This is a genomic window from Mitsuaria sp. WAJ17 (assembly GCF_014174515.1).
Classification (GTDB): Bacteria; Pseudomonadota; Gammaproteobacteria; order Burkholderiales; family Burkholderiaceae_C; genus Roseateles_B.
Map to the genome: position 1 here is coordinate 50,639 of NZ_JACJUG010000011.1, position 20,731 is coordinate 71,369.

At 65.9% G+C, this 20,731-nt stretch carries 19 protein-coding genes and 1 other RNA gene; 2 read left to right on the top strand and 18 right to left on the bottom strand.

What is annotated here, in order from left to right; genetic code table 11:
* Positions 1 to 83: 83 nt before the first annotated feature.
* The 9 genes from H5407_RS10845 to ilvB form a co-directional block, all read right to left on the bottom strand.
* Positions 84 to 917 (bottom strand): hypothetical protein, encoded by an 834-nt coding sequence (locus H5407_RS10845; protein ID WP_183104464.1) that lies wholly within the window; start codon positions 915 to 917, stop codon positions 84 to 86.
* A gap of 105 nt (positions 918 to 1,022) precedes the next feature.
* Complete coding sequence (locus tag H5407_RS10850; protein ID WP_183104465.1) at positions 1,023 to 1,568, bottom strand: hypothetical protein; 546 nt, start codon at positions 1,566 to 1,568, stop codon at positions 1,023 to 1,025.
* A 155-nt stretch (positions 1,569 to 1,723) separates the two neighbouring features.
* On the bottom strand, positions 1,724 to 2,758 hold the full coding sequence (locus H5407_RS10855) for a hypothetical protein (protein ID WP_183104466.1): 1,035 nt from the start codon (positions 2,756 to 2,758) through the stop codon (positions 1,724 to 1,726).
* An 8-nt stretch (positions 2,759 to 2,766) separates the two neighbouring features.
* Positions 2,767 to 3,579 carry a glycosyltransferase gene (locus H5407_RS10860; protein WP_220800555.1) on the bottom strand — a complete coding sequence of 271 codons (813 nt, stop codon included), beginning with the start codon at positions 3,577 to 3,579 and terminating at the stop codon, positions 2,767 to 2,769.
* A 397-nt stretch (positions 3,580 to 3,976) separates the two neighbouring features.
* On the bottom strand, positions 3,977 to 5,281 hold the full coding sequence (locus tag H5407_RS10865; RefSeq protein WP_183104467.1) for a phage integrase central domain-containing protein: 1,305 nt from the start codon (positions 5,279 to 5,281) through the stop codon (positions 3,977 to 3,979).
* 198 nt (positions 5,282 to 5,479) lie between these two features.
* Positions 5,480 to 5,839: a transfer-messenger RNA gene (gene ssrA, locus H5407_RS10870) on the bottom strand.
* A gap of 15 nt (positions 5,840 to 5,854) precedes the next feature.
* Positions 5,855 to 6,553 carry a phosphoglycolate phosphatase gene (gph, locus tag H5407_RS10875; protein WP_183104468.1) on the bottom strand — a complete coding sequence of 233 codons (699 nt, stop codon included), beginning with the start codon at positions 6,551 to 6,553 and terminating at the stop codon, positions 5,855 to 5,857.
* Between the two features lie 23 nt (positions 6,554 to 6,576).
* Positions 6,577 to 7,281: a bifunctional 2-polyprenyl-6-hydroxyphenol methylase/3-demethylubiquinol 3-O-methyltransferase UbiG gene (gene ubiG, locus H5407_RS10880; RefSeq protein ID WP_183104469.1), complete on the bottom strand. Its 705-nt coding sequence runs from the start codon at positions 7,279 to 7,281 to the stop codon at positions 6,577 to 6,579.
* Between the two features lie 63 nt (positions 7,282 to 7,344).
* The gene (ilvB, locus tag H5407_RS10885) at positions 7,345 to 9,189 is read right to left on the bottom strand and encodes a biosynthetic-type acetolactate synthase large subunit (RefSeq protein WP_183104470.1); all 1,845 of its coding nucleotides are present in this window, start codon (positions 9,187 to 9,189) and stop codon (positions 7,345 to 7,347) included.
* 100 nt (positions 9,190 to 9,289) lie between these two features.
* Between ilvB and H5407_RS10890 the strand changes: the two genes are divergently transcribed.
* The gene (locus H5407_RS10890; RefSeq protein ID WP_183104471.1) at positions 9,290 to 9,751 is read left to right on the top strand and encodes an Lrp/AsnC family transcriptional regulator; all 462 of its coding nucleotides are present in this window, start codon (positions 9,290 to 9,292) and stop codon (positions 9,749 to 9,751) included.
* Between the two features lie 85 nt (positions 9,752 to 9,836).
* On the opposite strand, the gene H5407_RS10895 is transcribed toward H5407_RS10890, so the two are convergent.
* The 9 genes from H5407_RS10895 to H5407_RS10935 form a co-directional block, all read right to left on the bottom strand.
* A complete protein-coding gene (locus tag H5407_RS10895; protein WP_183104472.1) occupies positions 9,837 to 10,157 on the bottom strand; it encodes a hypothetical protein in 321 nt (106 codons plus the stop codon).
* Between the two features lie 48 nt (positions 10,158 to 10,205).
* Positions 10,206 to 11,054, bottom strand: a complete 849-nt coding sequence (locus tag H5407_RS10900) for a 2OG-Fe(II) oxygenase (protein ID WP_183104473.1) — start codon at positions 11,052 to 11,054, stop codon at positions 10,206 to 10,208.
* Between the two features lie 26 nt (positions 11,055 to 11,080).
* Positions 11,081 to 11,860 (bottom strand): peroxide stress protein YaaA, encoded by a 780-nt coding sequence (gene yaaA, locus H5407_RS10905; protein WP_183104474.1) that lies wholly within the window; start codon positions 11,858 to 11,860, stop codon positions 11,081 to 11,083.
* A 129-nt stretch (positions 11,861 to 11,989) separates the two neighbouring features.
* On the bottom strand, positions 11,990 to 13,366 hold the full coding sequence (locus H5407_RS10910) for a TolC family outer membrane protein (RefSeq protein WP_183104475.1): 1,377 nt from the start codon (positions 13,364 to 13,366) through the stop codon (positions 11,990 to 11,992).
* A 45-nt stretch (positions 13,367 to 13,411) separates the two neighbouring features.
* Positions 13,412 to 13,753, bottom strand: coding sequence for a rhodanese-like domain-containing protein (locus H5407_RS10915; RefSeq protein ID WP_183104476.1), 342 nt, complete (start codon positions 13,751 to 13,753; stop codon positions 13,412 to 13,414).
* A gap of 5 nt (positions 13,754 to 13,758) precedes the next feature.
* Positions 13,759 to 14,412 (bottom strand): protein-L-isoaspartate O-methyltransferase, encoded by a 654-nt coding sequence (locus H5407_RS10920; RefSeq protein WP_183104477.1) that lies wholly within the window; start codon positions 14,410 to 14,412, stop codon positions 13,759 to 13,761.
* 61 nt (positions 14,413 to 14,473) lie between these two features.
* A complete protein-coding gene (locus H5407_RS10925) occupies positions 14,474 to 17,662 on the bottom strand; it encodes an efflux RND transporter permease subunit (protein WP_183104478.1) in 3,189 nt (1,062 codons plus the stop codon).
* 15 nt (positions 17,663 to 17,677) lie between these two features.
* A complete protein-coding gene (locus H5407_RS10930; RefSeq protein WP_183104479.1) occupies positions 17,678 to 18,913 on the bottom strand; it encodes an efflux RND transporter periplasmic adaptor subunit in 1,236 nt (411 codons plus the stop codon).
* Between the two features lie 63 nt (positions 18,914 to 18,976).
* The gene (locus H5407_RS10935; protein WP_183104480.1) at positions 18,977 to 19,690 is read right to left on the bottom strand and encodes a TetR/AcrR family transcriptional regulator; all 714 of its coding nucleotides are present in this window, start codon (positions 19,688 to 19,690) and stop codon (positions 18,977 to 18,979) included.
* A gap of 173 nt (positions 19,691 to 19,863) precedes the next feature.
* On the opposite strand from H5407_RS10935, the gene H5407_RS10940 reads away from it, so the two are divergent.
* Positions 19,864 to 20,688 carry an undecaprenyl-diphosphate phosphatase gene (locus H5407_RS10940; protein ID WP_183104481.1) on the top strand — a complete coding sequence of 275 codons (825 nt, stop codon included), beginning with the start codon at positions 19,864 to 19,866 and terminating at the stop codon, positions 20,686 to 20,688.
* Positions 20,689 to 20,731: the final 43 nt, after the last annotated feature.

Consider the following 20,731-nt stretch of genomic DNA (forward strand, 5'->3'; position numbering starts at 1 on the left):
GACTTGAGCCAGAGCTTCTGAGGCAAGTTGCACTTGCGAGAATTTTGACACCACAACAGACACCATATCTTTGGAAGAACCCATCACTCCTCCACCTTGATTATATTATTCAATGACATCCAGAAAAACCCACCAAGATCAGACAGAACCATTCTTGGGCACGAGTTATTCCCTTCAGAAAATCTCCAGGGACTTCTCCCCCCAGCCTGATCTCCCTGCCCAGTATCTATAATATATCGACGAATCACACCAAGTTGCTGCCTTGCACGACTGTCACTGACAACAATATCAACACCCGCTATCCAAAGCCGCCTATCCTCCACATTTTCAATAGAATTATAGGATACCGAATATGGCGCCAAATCATACTCAGACACTGGCTTCGAAACCATATCCATATAGCCATCATTTAATACGACTATTGAATAGCGGCGCCACTTGCCACCCTCTGCCTTGGCATCCACAAAGTCAAAGCCAGCATCGCCATCAGAAGCCCTGCTAGATACCCCCCCATCCAGCTCACCAGTTGAGCTGTCCCTAACCCGCCTCAGAAGTAGCCGTCTAATAAATACGTCCCCCCCAAGGCCGTCAGACAGCGCCGCCTCCGCCCACATCGGATCCGCCCAATCCTTCCAATTGCTCTTGGGCGGCACCTTCTCCAACCGAATCCCCTTCACCCCCGTCACCCGCCTGTTCACCGTGATCCCCGCGGTCTTGCACAGTTCCTCGAAGCGGGCCTTTGCCTTCTGTACCTTGTCCAGGTGGGCTTGCCGTGCCTGAAGCTCTTCCGGGCTGGGCTGGGGCTTCATGGCACAGGCGCCGAGCAGCAGCGCCACCCCTACCGTCACCGCCCCCAAGCTGCATGCACGCCGCCAGGTGGCGGCCATGGAGCCTGCAAATTGCTTGTTGTCGTGCATCTCTGATGTTCTCCAAAACGAGCGCCGCTTCAGCGCTGGATTCCAGGCTTGCCCTGTTGACCGCCTGGGTAAGGTCCTGCGTCGGCAGGTGGCGAGCCAGTCGAGTCAGTGAGCGTACCTGCCGGTACGAGGGTTCCGGTTAGCAGACCGCATGATCTGGCCAGGTATGTCCTCAGCCTTGATGTCTTTTTCAAGCTCGGCCGGATCCCAGCTCGCGCCCTTGACGTACTTGTCCGCCAGGCGCTGGTACTCCCGCCGCGCCACCGGATCCGTGAACCAGTCGGCCGAGCCGTTCTTGCGCCAGCCATTGAAGTCCTGGATCACCGCACCCAGTTGGCTTGTGCTGCCCCCTTTCACCCTTCCTATGCCCGCGCCGTTGAAGGTGTAGACCTCCCTCACAGCGACCGGATTCTTCGTGCCCTCGCCCTTGCGCAGGAAGGCAAAGCTGGTGGCCAGGTTGCCGCCCAGGCTGTAGCCCGTCACGCTGACCGAGCTCATGTCCAGGTAGCTGGCCTTCAGGGGCTTCCACCACTCCTCCATGTCCGCGATCTGCCCATAGGCAAAGCCGCCGGCCTTCACCTCCAGCGTGTTGGTGGCCGCGTTGTCCCGCGCGTAGTCGTCGATGAATTCCGTCGACCGGAAGCTCAGCACATATCCCAAATTTTCCCTATTCGCTCCAGGCCTCAACGCCTTATCGAGGTCCACACCACCCAACAGCACCACATTACCATTGACATCCTTGAATTTTATATATGATTCTGCAGTCACCTGCGCCTACTATCGCAGATAGTAATATTTTGCATCACTCACTTCTCACCCCCTTGAAATTCTTTCGGATATGCATCAACAAACAAATTAGCCTTAGCCCCAGTCACAGACCTAATAGATATGGCTGCAATTCTGTTAGTGCGCTCCTGATAATTTGGGCCACTGTAAATTCGATTGCAAACATCCGGGGCACCAAAAGTTGGCCGCCCACCATGCGGCATCATCCTGGCAAACTGCCGACGCAGCGCAATGACTACCCCCGTCTGCAAGTCATATGCCATTTGCTCGTAACCGGATATTCTGTACTCTCGATCCTCCACTCGCCTCAGGCCTCGCCAGGTGATGCCATACCGTGCCGTCAGCTTCTGTATGCCCTTCACCTGCATGGACTTCTCCGGAATTTGTGTCGGGTTGATCACCATCTCATGATGCCCCCACAGATGAAGATAAGGCGCCTCAAACTTCTTCTGCCAAATTCGACCCACATTGGGAATCTCAACAAAGCGGTAGTGTGACTTCTTATCATCACCTGCCCAGCCAATATATGAGCCGGGACCATCTTTAAATACAACATGCCTATTAGCCGCATCTTCCGGCACGTCTTGGGGAACGTTCCAGCTTTTTTCCAGCAGGGGAGCTTCGTAATCCCAAACCTTGTATAGACCATCGTCTGGCATGTATTCAGCCGTCCTTGCGATATAAATCCCCTCCTGCGGCTCCGTCACCTTGAATACCCATTCCCCCGCTTCATAGGTACACAGGTGCTCCAGGTACTGGTCCCCTACGCTCTTGCCATGCGGTAGCCAGGCCTTCCAGCGCGCCGCTTCAAAATCAAAGGGCACCATCAACTGGCCCAGGTTCTGCGGCAGCACCAAGTCATGCGCTTTGCGGGCTTCCTCGTCCGCCAGCCACTGCTTGGGCACCGGCAGCGCTTGCCCCTTCACAGCCACGAACTCCGTCCAGGGCGACGGTTCCGTCACCAGGCGCTCATTCAGCCGCCGCTCATACAAGGAACGCACTTTGCAACTGCCCACCAGCACCACCACAGCGGCCAGCAGGAGCTTGGTCTTCAAGGGAATCGTCATGGTCTAACACTTTCTATGCATGCCATTGCCTGCCCCGGAGTTTCCACCATCGATGCCGCCACAGAGGCCCGCCTCGGGAGCAGCCGAGCCCTCTCTGCCGGCTCGATCAACGGGTCTAACTGACGCAGGCCCTCCGCCTTTCCATAGCGATGGCGAACATCGCGGCACGTCGCTTGGAGGAGCTCTCGCTCCTGCGAAGGCCCTGACCAGGACGTTGAGGCCTGGGACAGCGCAGTCACCAAGGCCCCGGCATCCAACGGCCTGCACATCGCCATCCCCTCCGGCACCACCTCTCGCACTGGCGCCGCCTCACTCGCCACCAACCGACACCCCGTCGCCATCGCCTCCAAACACGACCAGCTCAGCACAAACGGGTACGTCAAATACACATGCGCTGCAGACACCTGCAGCACCCGCTTGTAGTCCGCATAAGGCACTTTCCCGACGAAGTGCGTGCGCGTCGGGTCCAGCTGGCTCCCCACCTCGGCGAGCATCTTTTCGCGCCAGTTCTTGGCGTCCTTGGGCCTCGCGCCATAGCTGACCTCATCCCCACCCACGATCACCACATGCGCGTTCTTGTGCTCCCGCTGCACCGCCGGCAGCGCCCGCATGAAGGTGTGGAAGCCTCGGTAGGGCTCCAGGTTGCGGGCCACATAGGTGATGACCGGTTTGTCGGGATCGTTGGCACGTAGAACCTCGCCGCTGGGGGTCTTGATGACGGCGTTGGAAGGAAGGACCCAGGCTTTTTTGCAGCCGCCAGACTCGGCGCACCAGCTCGGCAGCCACCCCTTGCACCGCTGCTGGAGCAACCGGCGACCCGCACGGGCTATGGCCCCCTTTCATGTTGGGCAGTAGCGAAAGCTCGCGGTCATCGCGCCCACTGCATCAAAGCGGCAGATGGGATCCAGTGCGTGATCACCTGCAGCCAGGCCAGGCAGGAGCAGCACCCGATCCCTGCCAACACAGCGCCCGCATCTGTGCGGCCGAGTTGGGGCAGGCAGACCGTACCGTTAGACCCTGTGCCACTTGGCGGCACCGCTCGCGCGGGCTATGGCTCGCGGCCCGGCTTGAGCTGCTGGCGCACTAACTTTGCAATTAGCTGCGCGAATGGATGCCCCGGCGCCACCGCCCCTCGCGGCCATGAGAAAAGGGGCCTGAAGCCCCTTTCAATACACACAGCGAGTGCGGCGCCGAGCAGCCTGCAGACTATGCCGCCTTGCCCTTAATAGGCACCACCTCAGCCCCTTTGCGCAGGCAGTCAAGGTAGTCCGCCCAAGCCTGCATCATGGCCTTGCGTTGATCCAGGTACTGCGTGCGGTTGTAGGCGCGGCCGAGCGAGTCGGCCACGGCATGCGCCAATTGCGCCTCGATCACCTCGGGGGCAATACTCAGGCGCTCGGCGATCATCGTGCGGGCCGTCGCCCTGAAGCCATGGGCCGTCATATCGTCGTTGCCATAGCCCAAGCGCCGCAGCGCGCTGCGCACCGTGTTTTCGCTCATGCAGCGCTGTTTGCTCGTCAGGGCCGGGAAGACATAGCGGCCCGATCCGGTCAACGGGTGCAAGGCTTCCAGGATCGCAACCGCTTGCGAGGCCAGGGGCACCAGGTGCGGCGGACCGTCTGCCTTGTCGGCCTTCTTGCGCTTCATCACTTCGGCAGGCACGGTCAGCATTGCCGCGTCCAGATCGAGCCATGCCCATTCCATGTGCCGCAGTTCGCCGGGGCGTAGCAGCAGTAACGCCGACAGGCCCAGGGCCGCACGGGTTACGGCGTGACCTTGGTAGTCGTGCATATCGCGCAGCAGTTTGCCGACCTGCACCGGGTCCACGATGGCCGCATGGTGGCTCGTCTGCACCGGCTGCAATGCGTCGCGCAGATCGGCAGCAGGATTGCGCGAGCACGCCCCTGTGGCGATGCCATAGCGGAAGACCTGGCCGCATGCGTCTTTGATGCGGTGCGCAGTCTCTACGGCCCCGCGAGCCTCGACCTTACGCAGCGCCTGCAGCAACTCGGGTGCCTCAATTTCAGCGATCGGGCGCCGACCAAGCCAAGGGAAGGCGTCTTGCTCCAGGCGAATCCGGGTGCGCTCGGCGTGGCCAGCACTGACCTTCACCTCGTGAACCGTCTTGAGCCATTCACGGGCAACGGCTTCAAACGAGCCTTCGGGCGGCAAGCCGGCATCGGCAAGACGCTCGGCCTGGCGCTTGCGCTGGGCTTCGGCCTTGGCCTCCTGGCGCACCGCGCTGGGGTCTTGCCCATCGGCCACCAAGCGGCGGGCTTCATCGCGTTTCACCCGAGCCTGCGCGAGCGAAGTGTCGGGATACGTTCCGAGGGACAGCATGCGTTCTTTGCCCTCCAGCCAGTAGCGCAGCCGCCACCAACCGGCGCCAGTCGGACGCACATCGAGCACCAGGCCTCCCCCGTCGCTGATCTTCCGCGCCTTGGCCTCCACGGCTGCCGCCTTGAGGGCCGCCCGAATGGCCTTGTCTGTGAGTAGATCGCTTGCCGCCATATCACCTCCAAGCCCGGCACCGCACCGGGTAACTCTGCGCGGCATGTTACCCGGCTGGCCCCGGTTACCCGGAAAGTTACCCGGTCAGAGACTGGATGGTGACGGACTTACCCGGAAGTCTGCGGACAAAGAAAAAGGCCCAAGTCGTTGATTTACTTGGGCCTTTTGGGCTTCAGCGAACTTCGCTGAACGCTGTGTTGGTGGAGCCGGCGGGAATTGAACCCGCGTCCGCAAGCCATCACCGGGCAGTTCTACATGCTTAGCTCTCTGATTTGATTCTCACGGTGCCAACGCGCAGGAGCACGCTTTGGACGCCGCCAGCTGAATAATCTCGTCGCCTGCCGTACAGCCCGGCCGGCGACCAGCCTATGTGAATGACTCCGCAGGTGTTGCCACCCCAGCCCATAGGCCAACTGTTGCGGAGCCTCGTGCTAATTAAGCAGCGAGGGCAAACTTTTCGTCGTTTGCAGGTAGTTTTTTCCAGTGGATTTACGAGCGAACTGGTGCTCGGCATGCCCTACTCCGGATCCGCACCCACGTCGAAACCAGGTCGGCCCCTTTCAGAACTTCAGATTATGCCAGTTGCAGAGACTTCAAGAGGGCATCCGGCGTCTGGACGATGAAATCAGCCCCCCAGGCCTCGATCGGATCGCCCTGCCCCAGATAGCCCCAGGCCACGGCCACGGTGATCATGCCGGCGGCGCGGCCGGCAACGATGTCGCGCTCGTCGTCGCCCACATAGGCACAATGCTCGGCTGCCACGCCCAGGCGGCGAGCGGCCTCCAGCAGGGGCGCGGGGTGCGGCTTGGCATGCGGCGTGGTGTCCCCGCCAATCACGGTGCCCGCACGGGCGGCCAGGCCCAGGCCCAGGGTCACCGGCAACGCAAAGCGCTCGGCCTTATTGGTCACGATGCCCCAGGGCATGGCCGCCTGCTCCAGCGCGTCCAGCATGGGATGCACCTGCTCGAAGACGGCCGTCTCCTGAAGCATGCGGGCCTCGTAGCGTGCCAGGAAATCGGCGCGCAGGGGCTCGAACTCCAGGTGCGCAGGCGTGACCTGCAGGGAGACCGCCAGCATGCCCCGCGCGCCAGCGCCCACCATGGGCCGAAGCTGGGCGTAGTCCAGGGGCGGCAGACCGCGCGCGGCGCGCAGCTCGTTGGCGGCCCCGGCGAGGTCGGGGGCACTGTCGATCAGGGTGCCGTCCAGGTCGAACAGCACGGCGCGCAGTCCGGCCAGGCGGGTTTGCAGGGCGGCGCCCACATCGGGGCTCATGCAGGTGTCCATGGGCAGGCGCATCAGACCGGGCGACGCAAGGCGAACAGGTAGTTCACGTCGGTGTCGCTGCCCAGGCTGTAGCGCTGAGTGAAGGGGTTGTAGCCGAGGCCCTTGCTGCAATGCAGCTCCAGGCCGGCCTCGCGAGCCATGCGGGCCAGCTCGGCGGGCTTGATGAAGCGCGCGTATTCATGGGTGCCGGCCGGCAGCATCTTGAGCACGTACTCGGCCCCCACGATGGCCAGCAGGAAGCTCTTGAAATTGCGGTTCAGCGTGGACATGAAGACCCACCCGCCCGGCTTCACCAGCGTGGCCAGGGCCTTCACCACGGAGGCGGGATCGGGTACGTGCTCCAGCATCTCCATGCAGGTGACGGCATCGAACTCGCCCGGGCGCTGCTCGGCCAGCGCCTCAACGGCGATCTCCTGGTAGCTCACGTTGGGCGTGCCGGCTTCCATGGCGTGCAGCTGGGCCACACGAAGGGCCTTGGTCGCAAGGTCGATGCCCAGGGCCTCGGCGCCCTTGCGCGCCAGGGAGTCGGTGAGGATGCCGCCACCGCAGCCCACGTCCAGCACCTTGAGGCCGGCCAGCGGGCAGAGGCTGTCGATCCAGCCCAGTCGAAGCGGGTTGATCTGGTGCAGCGGCTTGAATTCGCTCTCGGGGTCCCACCAGCGATGGGCCAGCTCGCCGAATTTGGCCAGCTCTTGGGGGTCGGCATTGATCGTCATGGGGCGCTATGGTAAGTCAAGCACCCCGGCGCCGGCTTGACGCAGGCCCTGCTGGAGGCGGGGTCAGCTCAGCGATGGCGAGTCTTCCCAGCGTCGGCCCTCGCCCAGCCAGATCTCGTTGTGGGCGGCGCCCGCGGGGATCATGGGGAAGCAGTTCTCCTGCGCAGCCACCGCCACGTCCAGGAAGAAGGGGCCGGGCGAGGCGATGCACTCGGCCAAGGCCTCGTCCAGCGCCGAGCGCTCGCTCACGCGGCGAGCCTGCCAGCCAAAGGCTCGGGCCAGGGCCACGAAGTCCGGCAGCGCCTCGGTGTAGCTGTGGCTCAGGCGGTTGCCATGGATCAACTGCTGCCACTGCCTCACCATGCCCATATAGCCATTGTTGGACAGCACCAGCTTGACCGGCGTGCGGTGCTGCACGGCGGTGGACAGCTCCTGGATGTTCATCAGCACGGAGGCATCGCCACTGACACACACCACCAGGGCCTCCGGATGCGCCACCTGCGCCCCGATGGCCGCAGGCAGGCCAAAGCCCATGGTGCCCGCGCCGCCCGAGCTGAGCCAGCGCCCGGGTGCCGCCGGGGCGAGGTATTGCGCGGCCCACATCTGGTGCTGTCCCACGTCCGTTGCAACGATGGGCTCGCAGCCCCGCGCAAGAGCCTGCGCTCGCAGCTGTCTCTGCAGCGTGCGCATCAGGGCCTGGGGCAGGATGGCGTCCTGCCGGTCCTCGAAGTCCAGGCACCGGCGGGCCTGCCAGCTCGCGATGCGACCCCACCAGGGCGCGAGGCGTTCGCGCCGCGCTTCGGCGCTGCCCGGCTGGCGCGCCTGCCAGCCCTGCAGCAACAGGCTCAGGCTCTCGCCACAATCGCCCAGCAGGGCTACGTCGGCCTTGATGACCTTGTTGATCGAACGCGGGTCGATGTCCAGGTGCACGATGCGCGCCTGCGGGCAGAAGCCCTTCAGCCGGCCGGTGACGCGGTCATCGAAGCGGGCGCCCACGCAGACCACCAGGTCGGCCTCATGCATGGCCAGGTTGGCCTCCAACGTGCCATGCATGCCCAGCATGCCCAGGCTCTGTGGATCCTGCGCTGGGAAGGCCCCCAGACCCAGCAGGGTCAGGGTGCAGGGGGCTGCGGTAGCGCGGACCAGGGTGGCAAAGCGCTCGCAGGCCGCCGGGCCGGCGTTGATCAGCCCGCCGCCGCCATAGAAGACAGGGCGCCGGGCCTCCAACAGCAGGTCCAGCGCCGCATCCACGCCGGCCGTGTCGATCGCTGGTCCTTGCGTCTGCTGTTGGGGCTGCCGTTCGGCCCGCCACGGTGCGCTGCGGGCCGGCCCCTGCCAGTGTGGCAGCGGGGTCAGCTGCACGTCCTTGGGCAGGTCCAGGAGCACCGGGCCGGGCCGGCCGCCCAGGGCCACCTCATGCGCCTTGACCACGGCGGCACTGACGGCCTCGGCGCTGCGGATCTGGTGGTTCCACTTCGTGACAGAGCGTGAGATGCCCAGGGCGTCGCATTCCTGAAAGGCATCCGTGCCGATGGCTGAGGTGGCCACCTGGCCGCTGATGCACAGCACCGGGATGGAGTCGCACAGCGCATCCAGCAGCCCCGTGGTGGTGTTGCTCATGCCGGGACCAGAGGTCACGAAGACCACGCCCACCCGCCCAGTCGTGCGTGCATAGCCCTCAGCCGCATGCACCGCCGCCTGCTCGTGGCGCACCAGTACATGGCGCAGGCGCGGCTGGGCATGCAGGGCGTCATAAAGCGGGAGGACGGCACCACCGGGGTAGCCGAAGACTGTGTCCACGCCCAGGCTCAGCAGGGTTTCGATCAGGGCTGCCGCCCCGTTGAAAGCGGGAGGCGGCGCTGGGTCGGCAGCGGGCAGGAGGCGGGAGGAGGCAAGCGGCGCATTCATGGGCCCCAGTGTCGGCCAGGCACGCCGGGAATACTTTCTGAATTTTCGCCAAACAGCGCTACATTCAGAAAATCTTCCTGCAATAAACTTTATTTACAGAATGAAGCTGGACAAATTCGACCTCGCCATCCTGTCCGAGCTGCAGAAGGACGCCCGCAAGAGCCTGCAGGACATCAGCCAGGCCGTTGGTCTCAGCACCTCCCCCTGCTGGACTCGCATCAAGCGCATGGAGGAGGCCGGTGTGATCGAGGGCTACGCCGTGCGAGTGAACCCGGCCGCCGTGGGGCTGGGAGACACCGTCATCGTGCACGTCACCCTGGACAGCCACTCCGATGAGGCGCTCTTCGAGTTCGGCCGCGCCCTGGAGCAGATCCCCGAGGTGCTGGAGGCCTTTCTGGTCTCTGGGGACTACGACTACTACGTGCGCATCGCCGTGGCCGACACGCGCGACTACGAACGCCTGCTGCGCGAGCGGCTCTACAAGATCCCGGGCATCCGCCACAGCAAGTCCAGCTTCGTGCTGCGCCAGCTGAAGCAGAGCCAGTTGCCGCTGCAGCGCTGAATCGTCCGCCCAGGCAGCAAAAAGCCGCCGGACCCGTGCGGGCGGCGGCGGCGGAGGGGCGCGGCGCAGGAGCGCGAAGCCAGATTCAGTGCATGGCCTTGCCGTGCTTGTGGCTGGCTTTCATCTTGGACGAGGTCGAGGCCTTGTGCGGCTTGCCTGCGGCCTTCTTGCCCGTCTTCTTGCTGGCCTTCTTACCGGCGGTAGCCGACTTCTTGTGGGCCTTCTTGGCCCTCACGGCTGGCTGCTGCGCCACCGGCTGCTGCAGGGGCTGAGCTGCCACGGCGGGTGCCACGGCGGGCTGCGGCGTGACCAGGGGAGCAGCAGGCTGCACAGTGCCCTGGGCTTGCTGGGCCAGGGCCGGCAAGGCCAGCAGGCTGGCAAGGCTGAGGGTCAGAATGCTTTTCATGTGCGGGATTCCAATCGAGGGACTGCTGCGAAGTCTAAGCGCTGCTCTTCACTCGAACACGCCTTGACGCAGCCATTTTGTTGCCACCCATTTCTCCCCTTCCAGCACTGGAGAACCACCGTGCAGGGTGAGGGTCGAGGGGTCGGGCTGGCCGTAGCTGAAGAACACGGCATTGCCCTTCACCGGCGCCACTTCCAGGCGGCTGTCCGGGAAGATGGTGCCACCGCCGCGACGCGGCGTATTGAGGTACATCACGAGGGTGCCCACCCGCTGCCCGCCGCGCTGGAGGATGGCGGGCGTACTGGCGTGGTAGGGGTCGAAGTAGTCGTAGTGCGGCAGGTACTCGGCGCCCGGCTTGTAACGAAGCACCTGCAGGCCCTCGCCGTTCTCGAGGGGCCAGTTCAGGAGCGCGGCAATACGGGCCTCGATGCGCCGGCACAGCTCGTTCTCGCCGCGTTCGAAAAACATGCCGTCGCTGGTGCGCGCGGTGTTGACCTCGCTGCCGTCAACCTTCACGGCCACGGTCTCCGAGCGGCTCAGGCGGTCGCGGCTGAAAGCCACCAGGGCGTCGCACTCCTCATGCGAAAGCAGGTCACCGAAGAGCACGATGCGGGGATGGGCCAGGGTCAGCAGCACCTTGACGTCGCGGTCCAGGGCACGGATCACCGTGGGCTGCCCCGCCACGTCTGGCTCCGGCAGCGACTCGGTGAAAGGCTTGCCGGCACGCCGGGCCTCTTCCTTCTGGTGCGTCTGGAAGACCTGGGCGAAGGCTGTCTTCGCCACCTTCTCGTCCCAGCCACTCTGCACCATGGCCTGAAGGATCTTGTCGCCCGACACGCCGGCGTTGATCTGCTCCGTGATCCAGCGGCACAACTCGGGAGATGCAGCCTGCCCCATCGTCCTCTCCTCGCTTCCTTCGCTCTTCAGCGCCTGCGGCGGAATACCAGGCGCTCCAGCGTGGAGACCTCAGCCGCGAAGGCATAGTCGTCCACGGCAAAGTCCTTCAGCCCCTCGGGGCGGTCCACGCCCTGCTCGATGCAGTAGCGGGCCATCAGGCCGCGCGCCCGCTTGGCGAAGAAGCTGATGATCTTGTAGCCGCTGCCCTTCCAGTCCTCGAACTGGCACTCGATCACGCGCGGGTGCAGCACCATGCGGTCCGCAGCCTTGAAGTACTCCTGCGACGCCAGGTTGACGACCACCGGCACCTGCGAGGCCGCGGCACGCGCATTGAGGTGCTCGGCGATGCTGTCGCCCCAGAAGCCGTAAAGATTGCGCCCCCGCTTCGTGGCGAGCGGGGTGCCCATCTCCAGGCGGTAGGGCTGCATGCGGTCCAGCGGCCGCAGCACGCCATAGAGGCCCGAGAGGATCAGCACATGCTCCTGCGCCCAGCGCAGTTGCTTCAGGCTGAGGCTTTTCGCGTCCAGCCCGTCGTAGACGTCACCGTTGAAGGCCAGCACCGCTGGCTTGCTGTTCGCGGGCGTGAAGTGCGGCTCCCAAGCCTGGTAGCGCGCCACGTTGAGGGCGGACAGCGCGTCGGAGAGGTCCATCAGCCGCGCGATGTCGGCAGTCGTCTGCCGGCGCAGCACCTCGATCAGCTCGATGGACTCGGGGATGAACTGCGGCTCGGTGGCCAGAGCCTCGACGGCCGGCGAGACCGGGCTGTCGTAGTCCAGGGATTTCGCGGGCGAGAGCAGGAACAGCATGGATCGAAGAATGCTCGGACGAAGTCAGGCGGGGTCAGGTGATGCCCCCATTGTGTCGCAGCGCCAATGACAAGGCCCGCTGCACAGAACAGCGGGCCTTCCGGTGATACCGGGCTGCGCCCCTGCCGACTACTTGGCCAGCAGCGCGTTGACGGCAGCCAGATCCTCAGGACGCAGCTGGCCCGCGGCCTGGCGCAGCTTGAGGCTGTTCAGCACCACGTCGTAGCGGGCTTTGGCCAGATCGCGCTGGGTTGAGAAGAGCTGGGTCTGGGCGTTCAGCACGTCCAGGTTGACTCGCACGCCCAGCTTGTAGCCCAGTTGGGTGGCTTCCAGGGCCAGCTTGGTGGAGGCCTCGGCGGCCTCGTAGGCCTTGACCTGGGCACGCAGGGACTGCACACCGAAGAAGGCACGCTTGGTGGCCTCCGAAATGCTGCGGCGGGCGAAGTCGAGGTCGTTGCGCGACTTCTCTTCCAGCTTCAGCGTTTCCTTGATGCGGTTGTCGTTGTAGCCGCCGGTGTACAGCGGGATGTTGAGCTCCAGGCCCACCTTGGCCTGGCGGGTGCTACCGGGGATCTGCACATCGCCGCGGTTGTTCACCACGCCCAGCGAGCCGTTGGCCTCCACCGTCGGGCCGTTGGCGGCCTTGGCCTTCTCGGTCTCCAGGCGGGCGACTTCCAGGCCCAGCTGAGCCTTGCGGATGACGGGGTGCTGCTCGGACTGGCTGACCCAGGTCTCGACCTGGTCAGAGGCCAGGGCCGGCAGGGCCACGGGCTGCGCCAGGGGTTTGGGGTCCACGCCCACGCGACCGACGATCTGGTCCAGGGTGACTTGCTTGACGCGCAGGTCGTTGTCGGCGGCCAGCTCCTGGGCGGTGGCCAGGTCGTAGCGGGCCTGGGCTTCGCGGGTGTCGGTGATGGTGGCGGTGCCCACCTCGAAATTGCGCTTGGCCGAGGCCAGTTGCTCGGCCACGGCCTTCTTGTTGCCCTGAGCGGTGGCCAGGGTGTCGCGTGCGTTCAGCACATCGAAGTAGGCCTGGGCCACGCGGACGATCAGGTCCTGCTCGGCCGATTCCAGATCGGCACGGGCCACGCCCAGGCCGCGCTGAGCCTGCTCGATGGTCACGCTGTTGCCACGGTTGTAGACCGAGTACTTGGCGCTGAGACCGATCTGCGTGGCCGTGGAGTTCATGGTGGCGGCCGGCACAGTCACCGGACCGGCGGCCGACACCGCGCCGTAACTCGGCGTGTGCGTCTGGGTCTTGTAGACGCTGGTGCCGGCGCCGAGCGTGGGTCGCGCCAGGGCATCTGCCTGCCCTGCCTTGAACTCGGCCGACTCGGCCTGCGCGCGGGCGGCCAGGTAGCTGGCGTCATAGGCACGGGCTGCGTCGTAGAGCTCCTGCAGGCTCTGGGCCTGCACCATCGACACCCCACCGAACAACAGGCCCAGGGTGGCGGCCAGGACGCTGGCCCGCGGACGCAAAGAGGAAGAGATTCGATCAGCAGCCATGAAGCTTCCTTGCAGCAATGGTTTTGATGGTTGTTCGGTTGGCAATCAGTATCGAGGCAACGAGGGGTCCACCTGCAGGGACCAGGCATCGATGCCGCCGGCGAGGTTATAGACGGAATCAAAGCCTCGGGCCGAAAGAAATGCGACGACCTGCAGACTTCGCACCCCATGATGGCAATAACAGACGATGGCCCGTGAAGCCTCCAGCTCGCCCAGGCGGGCCGGCACTTCATTCATGGGGATGTGCAACCAGTCCGTCCCCTCCTGGCGCAGGGCCACCTGCGCCACCTCCCAGCCCTCACGGACATCCAGCAGCAAGGGGCGCCCCTCGGGCGCCACCTCGGCCAGCCAGGCCTGGAATTCGGTCGGGGGCAACTGCCAGGCCATGCCGCTCAGAAGGAGAACGCCGGGCGCGACTCGAAGCCCGGCAGGCGCTGGGCCACGGTGTCAAAGAGCTCGGTGGTCTGGAATTCCTTCTCGCCGACGCGACGCACCTGCACGGCACGCATCATGGGCTCGTCACCAACAATGCCCAGCAGGCGTCCGCCCACCTTGAGCTGGTCCAGCAGGGCCTGCGGCAGCTCGGCCACGGAGCCAGACAGCACGATGACGTCAAAGGGGGCCTCGCCCGGCGCGCCCTGGCGCCCGTCGGCCTCGCGCACCTGAACATTGGACAGGCCGGCACGCCGCAGCTTCTCTGCGGCGGAGCGGGCCAGGCCGGCGTCGGCCTCCAGGCTCACCACGGACTGGGCCTTGTGCCCCATCATCGCGGTGAGGTAGCCAATGCCGGTGCCGATCTCCAGCACCTTGTCGCTGCGCTGCAGCTGCATCTCCTGCAGCAGGCGGGCCTCGACGCGGGGCGCCAGGGCACGGCGGCTGCCGCCCAGGGGCAGCTCGGTGTCGGTGAAGGCCAGAGCGCGCAGCTCGGCCGGCACGAAGTCCTCGCGCCGGACGCTGCTCAGCAGGGCCAGGACGCTCCCGTCCAGCACATCCCAGGGGCGGATCTGCTGTTCGATCATGTTGAAGCGGGCTTGTTCGAAATTCATGGCAATGCTCGGCGTTTCATCAGGAAGGGGCGCCGGGGGCGTCCGGCGCAACCCGGGCATTCTATTTCCCGGACGAGGGGGCGGCCTGCGGCGCTGAGGCCGCGGAGCCACGCCAGCGCCGCCGCGCCCATTGCGCCAGGTCATCCAGCAGGCAATAGACCACCGGCACCACCACCAAGGTCAGCAGCGAGGAGGTGATCACCCCCCCGATCACCGCCTGCCCCATGGGCGCGCGCTGTTCCGAGCCTTCGGACATGGCGAAGGCCAGCGGCACCATGCCGAAGACCATGGCCAGGGTGGTCATCAGGATGGGCCGCAGCCGCACGCGGGCAGCATGCAGCAGGGCCTGCTCGCGCGTCATGGGCTCGGCGTCCACGCCGTGCGCATGCACGCCCTCGCGCGAGCGGATGGCGAAGTCGATCAGCAGGATGGCGTTCTTGGTCACCAGGCCCATGAGCATCACGATGCCGATCACAGAGAACATGTTCAGCGTGGAGTTGAAGCTGATCAAGGCCACGGCCACGCCGATCAGCGTGAGCGGCAGCGAGGTCATCAGCGCCAGGGGCTGCAGGAAGCTCTTGAACTGGCTGGCCAAGATCATGTAGATGAACACGATGGCCAGGGCCAGGGCGCCCACGGCGTACTGGAAGGACTCGGTCATGTTCTTGGTCGAGCCACCAAAGCTGTAGCGGTAGCCTGGCGGCATGGGCGTGGCCTGCAGGATCTTCTGGATGTCGGCCGATATCTCGCCGGGGCTGCGGCCCAGGGCGTTGGCATCGATGTTGATCTCGCGGTTCATGTCGCGGCGGTTGATCTGGTTGGCGCCGAAGGACTCACTCAGATGCGCGACCTGGCCCAGGCGCACCACGCGGCTGCTGCCGTCCGCGGCGGAGGCGATGTTCAGCGGCATGCCGGCCAACTGCGCCATGTTGTCGCGCAGGGCCAGGGGCAGGCGCACGACGACGTCGTAGTTCTCGCCGTCCGGCGCGCGCCAGTTGCCCACCGTGGTGCCCGCCAGCAGGGTGCGCAGGCTGGTCGCCACGGCATTGACGTTGAGCCCAGCGTCGGCCAGGGCCTCGCGCTTGAGTTCCACCGAGGCGGTGGGCTTGTTGGCCTTGAGCGTGCTGTCCAGGTCCACCAGGCCGGGGATCTTGCGCATCTGGGCCATCACGCCGCTGGCGATGCGCTCCAGTTCCTTGAGGTCCGGCCCCTGCAGCGAGAACTGCAGGCTCTTGCTGCCGCCGAGGTCCGTCTGGCCGATGTTGGTGACGGTGATGCCGGGAATCTGGTCCAGCTTCTGGCGCAGCGGCGTGGCCATCTCCACCACGCTGCGCTGGCGGTCCTTGCGATCGACCAGCCGCACGTAGATGGCGCCGTAGTTCTTGCCTGCGGCGAAGCCGCTGTTGATGGTAGTGACGGTGTACTGCACCTCGGGCAGGCTGCGCAGGGCCTCATCAACCTGGCGTGCGCGGGCCTCGGTCAGCTCCAGCGAGGAGCCCACGGGCGTGTAGAAATTGACCTGGGTCTCGGAGAGGTCGGCCTTGGGCACGAACTCCTTGCCCATCACGCCGAACAGCGTGCAGCCGCCCAGGAAGCAGGCCAGGGCCAGGGCCAGGGTCTTGCCCTTGTGCTGCAGGGCCCAGGAGAGGATGGTCTGGTAGCCGTCGGACAGCCAGTCGGTAAAGCGGTCGAAGGCGCCTGTGACGCGACCCAGGGTCCTGTCGTAGAGCGTCCTGGGCTCGCCCTGCCCTGCTGCGTGGCCGTGGATGGCCGGGTCGTGCCAGACGCTGGACAGCATGGGGTCCAGCGTGAAGCTGACGAACATGGAGATCAGCACCGCCGCGACGATGGTGATGCCGAACTCATGGAAGAACTTGCCCACGATGCCGCCCATGAAGCCAATGGGCAGGAACACGGCCACAATGGAGAAGGTGGTGGCCAGCACCGCCAGGCCGATCTCGGCCGTGCCGTCCAGGGCGGCCTGGCGCGGGTTCACGCCCATGGCGACGTGGCGCACGATGTTCTCGCGCACCACGATGGCATCGTCGATCAGCAGACCCACGCAGAGGCTCAGCGCCATCATGGTGATGGTGTTGATCGTGAAGCCGAAGGCATACATGAACAGGAAGGTGCCGATCAACGCGATCGGCAGGGTCAGGCCAGTGATGACCGTCGAGCGCCAGGAGTTCAGGAACAAGAAGACGATCAGCACCGTCAGCGCCGCGCCCTCGATCAGGGTGCGCTTGACGTTGGCCACGGAGACGCGGATGCCGCGGGAGTTGTCACGGTTGACCTCCAGGCGCACGCCGGGCGGCGTGAGCTTGCGGGCCTCCTTGAGCGCTTCCATGAGGCCATCGACCACGGCGATGGTGTTCTCGCCCTGGCTCTTCTGCACCGAGAGCAGCACCGTGCGCTGGCCGTTGTAGAGGGCCAGGCTGTCCTGTTCCTGCGGGCCATCGACCACGCGGGCCACCTGGGCCAGCCTGACCGGTGAGCCGTTCCTGCGGGCCACGACGATGGATTCGAAATCCCCCGGCCGCTTCATGCGGGCATTGACCTGTACAACGCGCTCCTGCTCGGCCGAGCGCAGCGCGCCCATGGGCAGCTCCTGGTTCTCGCTCTTCACGGCGGCCAGCACCTGGTCCACCCCCACGCCCAGGGATTCCATGGCCGCGGGCTGGAGCTCCACGCGCACCTGGCGCTGCAGGCCGCCTACCACGGCCACCGAGCCCACCCCGCGCACGTTCTCCAGCTTCTTCTGCAGCACCTGGGTGGCCCAGGTGGTCAGCGCCTGTGGGCTCTGGCGGTCACCCTCGGACAGCAGGGCCACGTTGAAGATGGGGACGGACTGCGGGTCGAAGCGCGAGATGCGCGGCTCCTTGACCTCCTCGCGCAGGCTGGGGCGGATCAGGGCGACCTTCTCCCGCACGTCATCGGCGGCCTTGCGGCCGTCGATGTCCAGGTTGAACTCCACGATGACCACTGAGGTTCCCTCGTAGGAGCGCGAGTACAGCGAGTTGATGCCCGCCACCGTGTTGACGGCCTCCTCCACCTTCTTCGTGACCTCGGCCTCGACGATCTCGGGCGAGGCGCCCGGATAGTCCATGCTGATCACCACGGTGGGGAAATCGACGTTGGGGAACTGGTCGACCGAGAGGCGCTGGTAGCTGAACAGGCCCAGCACGACAAAGGCCAGCATGACCATGGTGGCCATGACCGGGTTGTGGATGGAGACGCGGGTGAACCACATGGGGCGCTCCCGGGCTCAGTGCGAGGCTGCCGACGCAGAGGCCGAGGCGGATGCCAAGGCGGGGGCCGCACCCGGCAGCACCAGGCGCGTGCCCGCCACCACCGTGCCCGCCGCGCCGGAGAGCAGGCGCTCACCGGCCTGCACGCCCGACTTCAACTCCACCGCAGCCTGCAGCCGCCCCTCGCGCAAGACCTGACCCTGTACGCCCAGGACCACGGTCTGCCACTGGGCCTCCGCGCCCTCCTTGCCTTGCGCGATCCTGATCACATAAGGCTCGCTGCGGTCCACCCGCACGGCGCTGAGCGGCACGCTGAGCGTCTCGCGCTCGTCCATCAGCACGCTGCCGCGGGCGAACAGGCCGGCGCGCAGGCCCGGCTGCGCGCTGGGCAGGCGCAGGTAGGCCAGCACCGCGCGCGAGCCACTCTGCGCTGCCGGGTTGATGCGCTGCACCTGCGCCGTCACCGGCTCGGCCAGGCCGTCCACCGTCAGCTGCGCGGTCTGGCCCACGGCCAGACCGGCGGCCTTCTCGGCGGGGATCGCGGCTTCCAGCTCCAGCTGGCGCAGATCGACGATCTCCAGAATGCGACCGTCCAAGGCCACACGCTCGCCCGGCTGGGCCAGGCGCTGAGACACCTGCCCGTTGATGGGGGCGATGAGCCGGGTATCGGCCAGGGCCTTGCGTGCCAGATCCACTGCGGCGGCAGCGGCCTGCCAGTTGGCTGCAGCCGAGGCCTCGGTGGATACGGCGCTCTCCAGGGCCGTCGAAGAGACAAAGCCCTGGCTCACCAGGCCGCGGCTGTTCTCCAGGTTGCGGCGAGCGATGTCCAGCTGTGCCCGGGCGGCGGCGGCCGTCTGCTCGGCCTGGCGCAAGCGCATCTCGTATTCGGTCGGGTCCAGTTGGCCCAGCGCCTGGCCGGCCTTGACGGCATCGCCCTCGCGCACAAGCAGGGACTTGAGTTCAGCGGCCACCTTGGCCTTCACCACGGCGGAGTCCACCGCCCGCAGGCCACCGGAGACATCGACCGAACGCGACAGCCGGCCGGACTGCACCTGCAGCAGGTCGGCCTCGGCCAGCCTGAGCTGGGGCGTGGCGCTCGGGGCCACCGGCACCGCCGCCTGACGGGCCGCACGCGCACGATAGATGCCCGCGACGATCAGCACGGCCAGCAGCACCAGCAGCCACACCGACCAATGCAGGCGCCCCTGCTGGAAGCGCTGCGGGCGAGAACAGTTCAGGCGAGACTGGGGCATGGCACTGGGGGATGTAGGGTGGATGGGAAGGGTGGCCAGGTCGGGCGATGTCAGACTGGCGTCTCAGCCCGGGCCGGGCCGCGGGCACAGCCCGTGCAGCAGCAGGTCGATCTCCAGCGCGAGCACGTCGGCCGGGTTCTCGCAGGGCAGGTGCAGGGCGCAGGCGCCGAAGGAATGCTGGAAGAGCACCAGGTGCAGCATGGGCCCGATCAGGACCTGCACCGTCATCTGGGGCGAGACCGGGCGGAACTCGCCACTGTCGATGCCGCGCTGGATCACCTGGGCCAGCAGGGCCTGGGTGGGCGCGATCACCTCCTCATGGAAGAAACTGGCCAGCTCGGGGAAGTTGCGGGCCTCGGCCATCATGATCTTGGTGATGCCTCCGGCCGGACTCAGGCCCACCTCGGCCCACCACATGTGCATCACACGGTGCAGCAGTTGCGGCGTCGGGCCCTCGAACTGCGCGATCATCACGCTGGCCTCGGCGATGCGGGAGGACAGGCTCTCGCGCACCATGGCCTTGAACAGCTCTTCCTTGGAGGGGTAGTAGAGGTACAGCGTGCCCTTGGACACGCCGGCCCGCTGCGCGACCTCCTCGGAACGGGTGGCGGCAAAGCCCTTCTCCACGAAAAGCTCCAGGGCCGCGGCCAGCAGCTCTTGCGGGCGCGCCTCCTTGCGCCGCTGCCGGGGAGCGGGCGCTTTGCGGGCCGGCGCCTCCTGCGCGGAGGGCACGGCAGGCGCTGCGACTACTAAAGGGGCGTTCTTGCGTGGGCTCATGGTGTACTGACTGACCGGTCAGTACTGTATGCACTGCCCCGCCAGGGGTCAAGGCGGCGGAAGCCGGGCTTTACCTGGCATTTACAGGAGTTGCGCGCCTTGACCGGGGACTGCAAGGCGCAGCGCTTATCATCCGCCGCTTCAATTTCCAGCCCGAACCGACGGAGCCCTTCTTGGATCTTCTCCTGCTCATCAAGGCCGCGATCATGGGGATCGTGGAAGGCCTGACCGAATTCCTGCCCATCTCCTCCACGGGCCACCTGATCCTCACCGGATCCCTGCTGGGCATGACGGACGACAAGAGCAAGGTCTTCGACGTGGCCATCCAGACCGGCGCCATCTTCGCCGTCATCCTGGTCTACTGGCAGCGCCTGCGCGACACCGCCGCCGGCCTGGGCCACGACGCTCGGGCCCGGCGCTTCGTGCTCAATGTCGCCATCGGTTTTCTGCCGGCGGTGGTGCTGGGCCTGCTCTTTGGCAAGGCCATCAAGGCGCACCTTTTCACGCCGGTGATCGTGGCTTCCAGCTTCATCGCGGGCGGCTTCGTCATCCTGTGGGCCGAGCGCCGCCCGGCCAGCGCCGTGCGCGTGCAGGACGTCGATGCCATGAGCCCCCTGGACGCCCTGAAGGTGGGCCTGGTCCAGTGCCTGGCCATGATCCCGGGCACCAGCCGTTCCGGCGCCACCATCATTGGCGGCATGCTGCTGGGCCTGTCGCGCCAGGCGGCCACGGACTTCAGCTTCTTCCTGGCCATCCCCACCCTGATCGGCGCCGGGCTCTACAGCCTCTACAAGGAGCGGGCCCTGCTGTCCATGGCGGACCTGCCGCTGTTCGCCGTGGGCCTCGTCTTCTCCTTCCTCTCGGCCTGGATCTGCGTGCGCTGGCTGCTGCGCTACATCGCCAGCCACAGCTTCGTGCCCTTCGCCTGGTACCGCATCGCCTTCGGCATCGTGGTGCTGGCCACGGCCTGGACGGGCGTGGTGAAGTGGGCGGACTGACGCGGTCACTGAAGCCCGCCCCGCCCTGCCTTCGGCCCTGCGC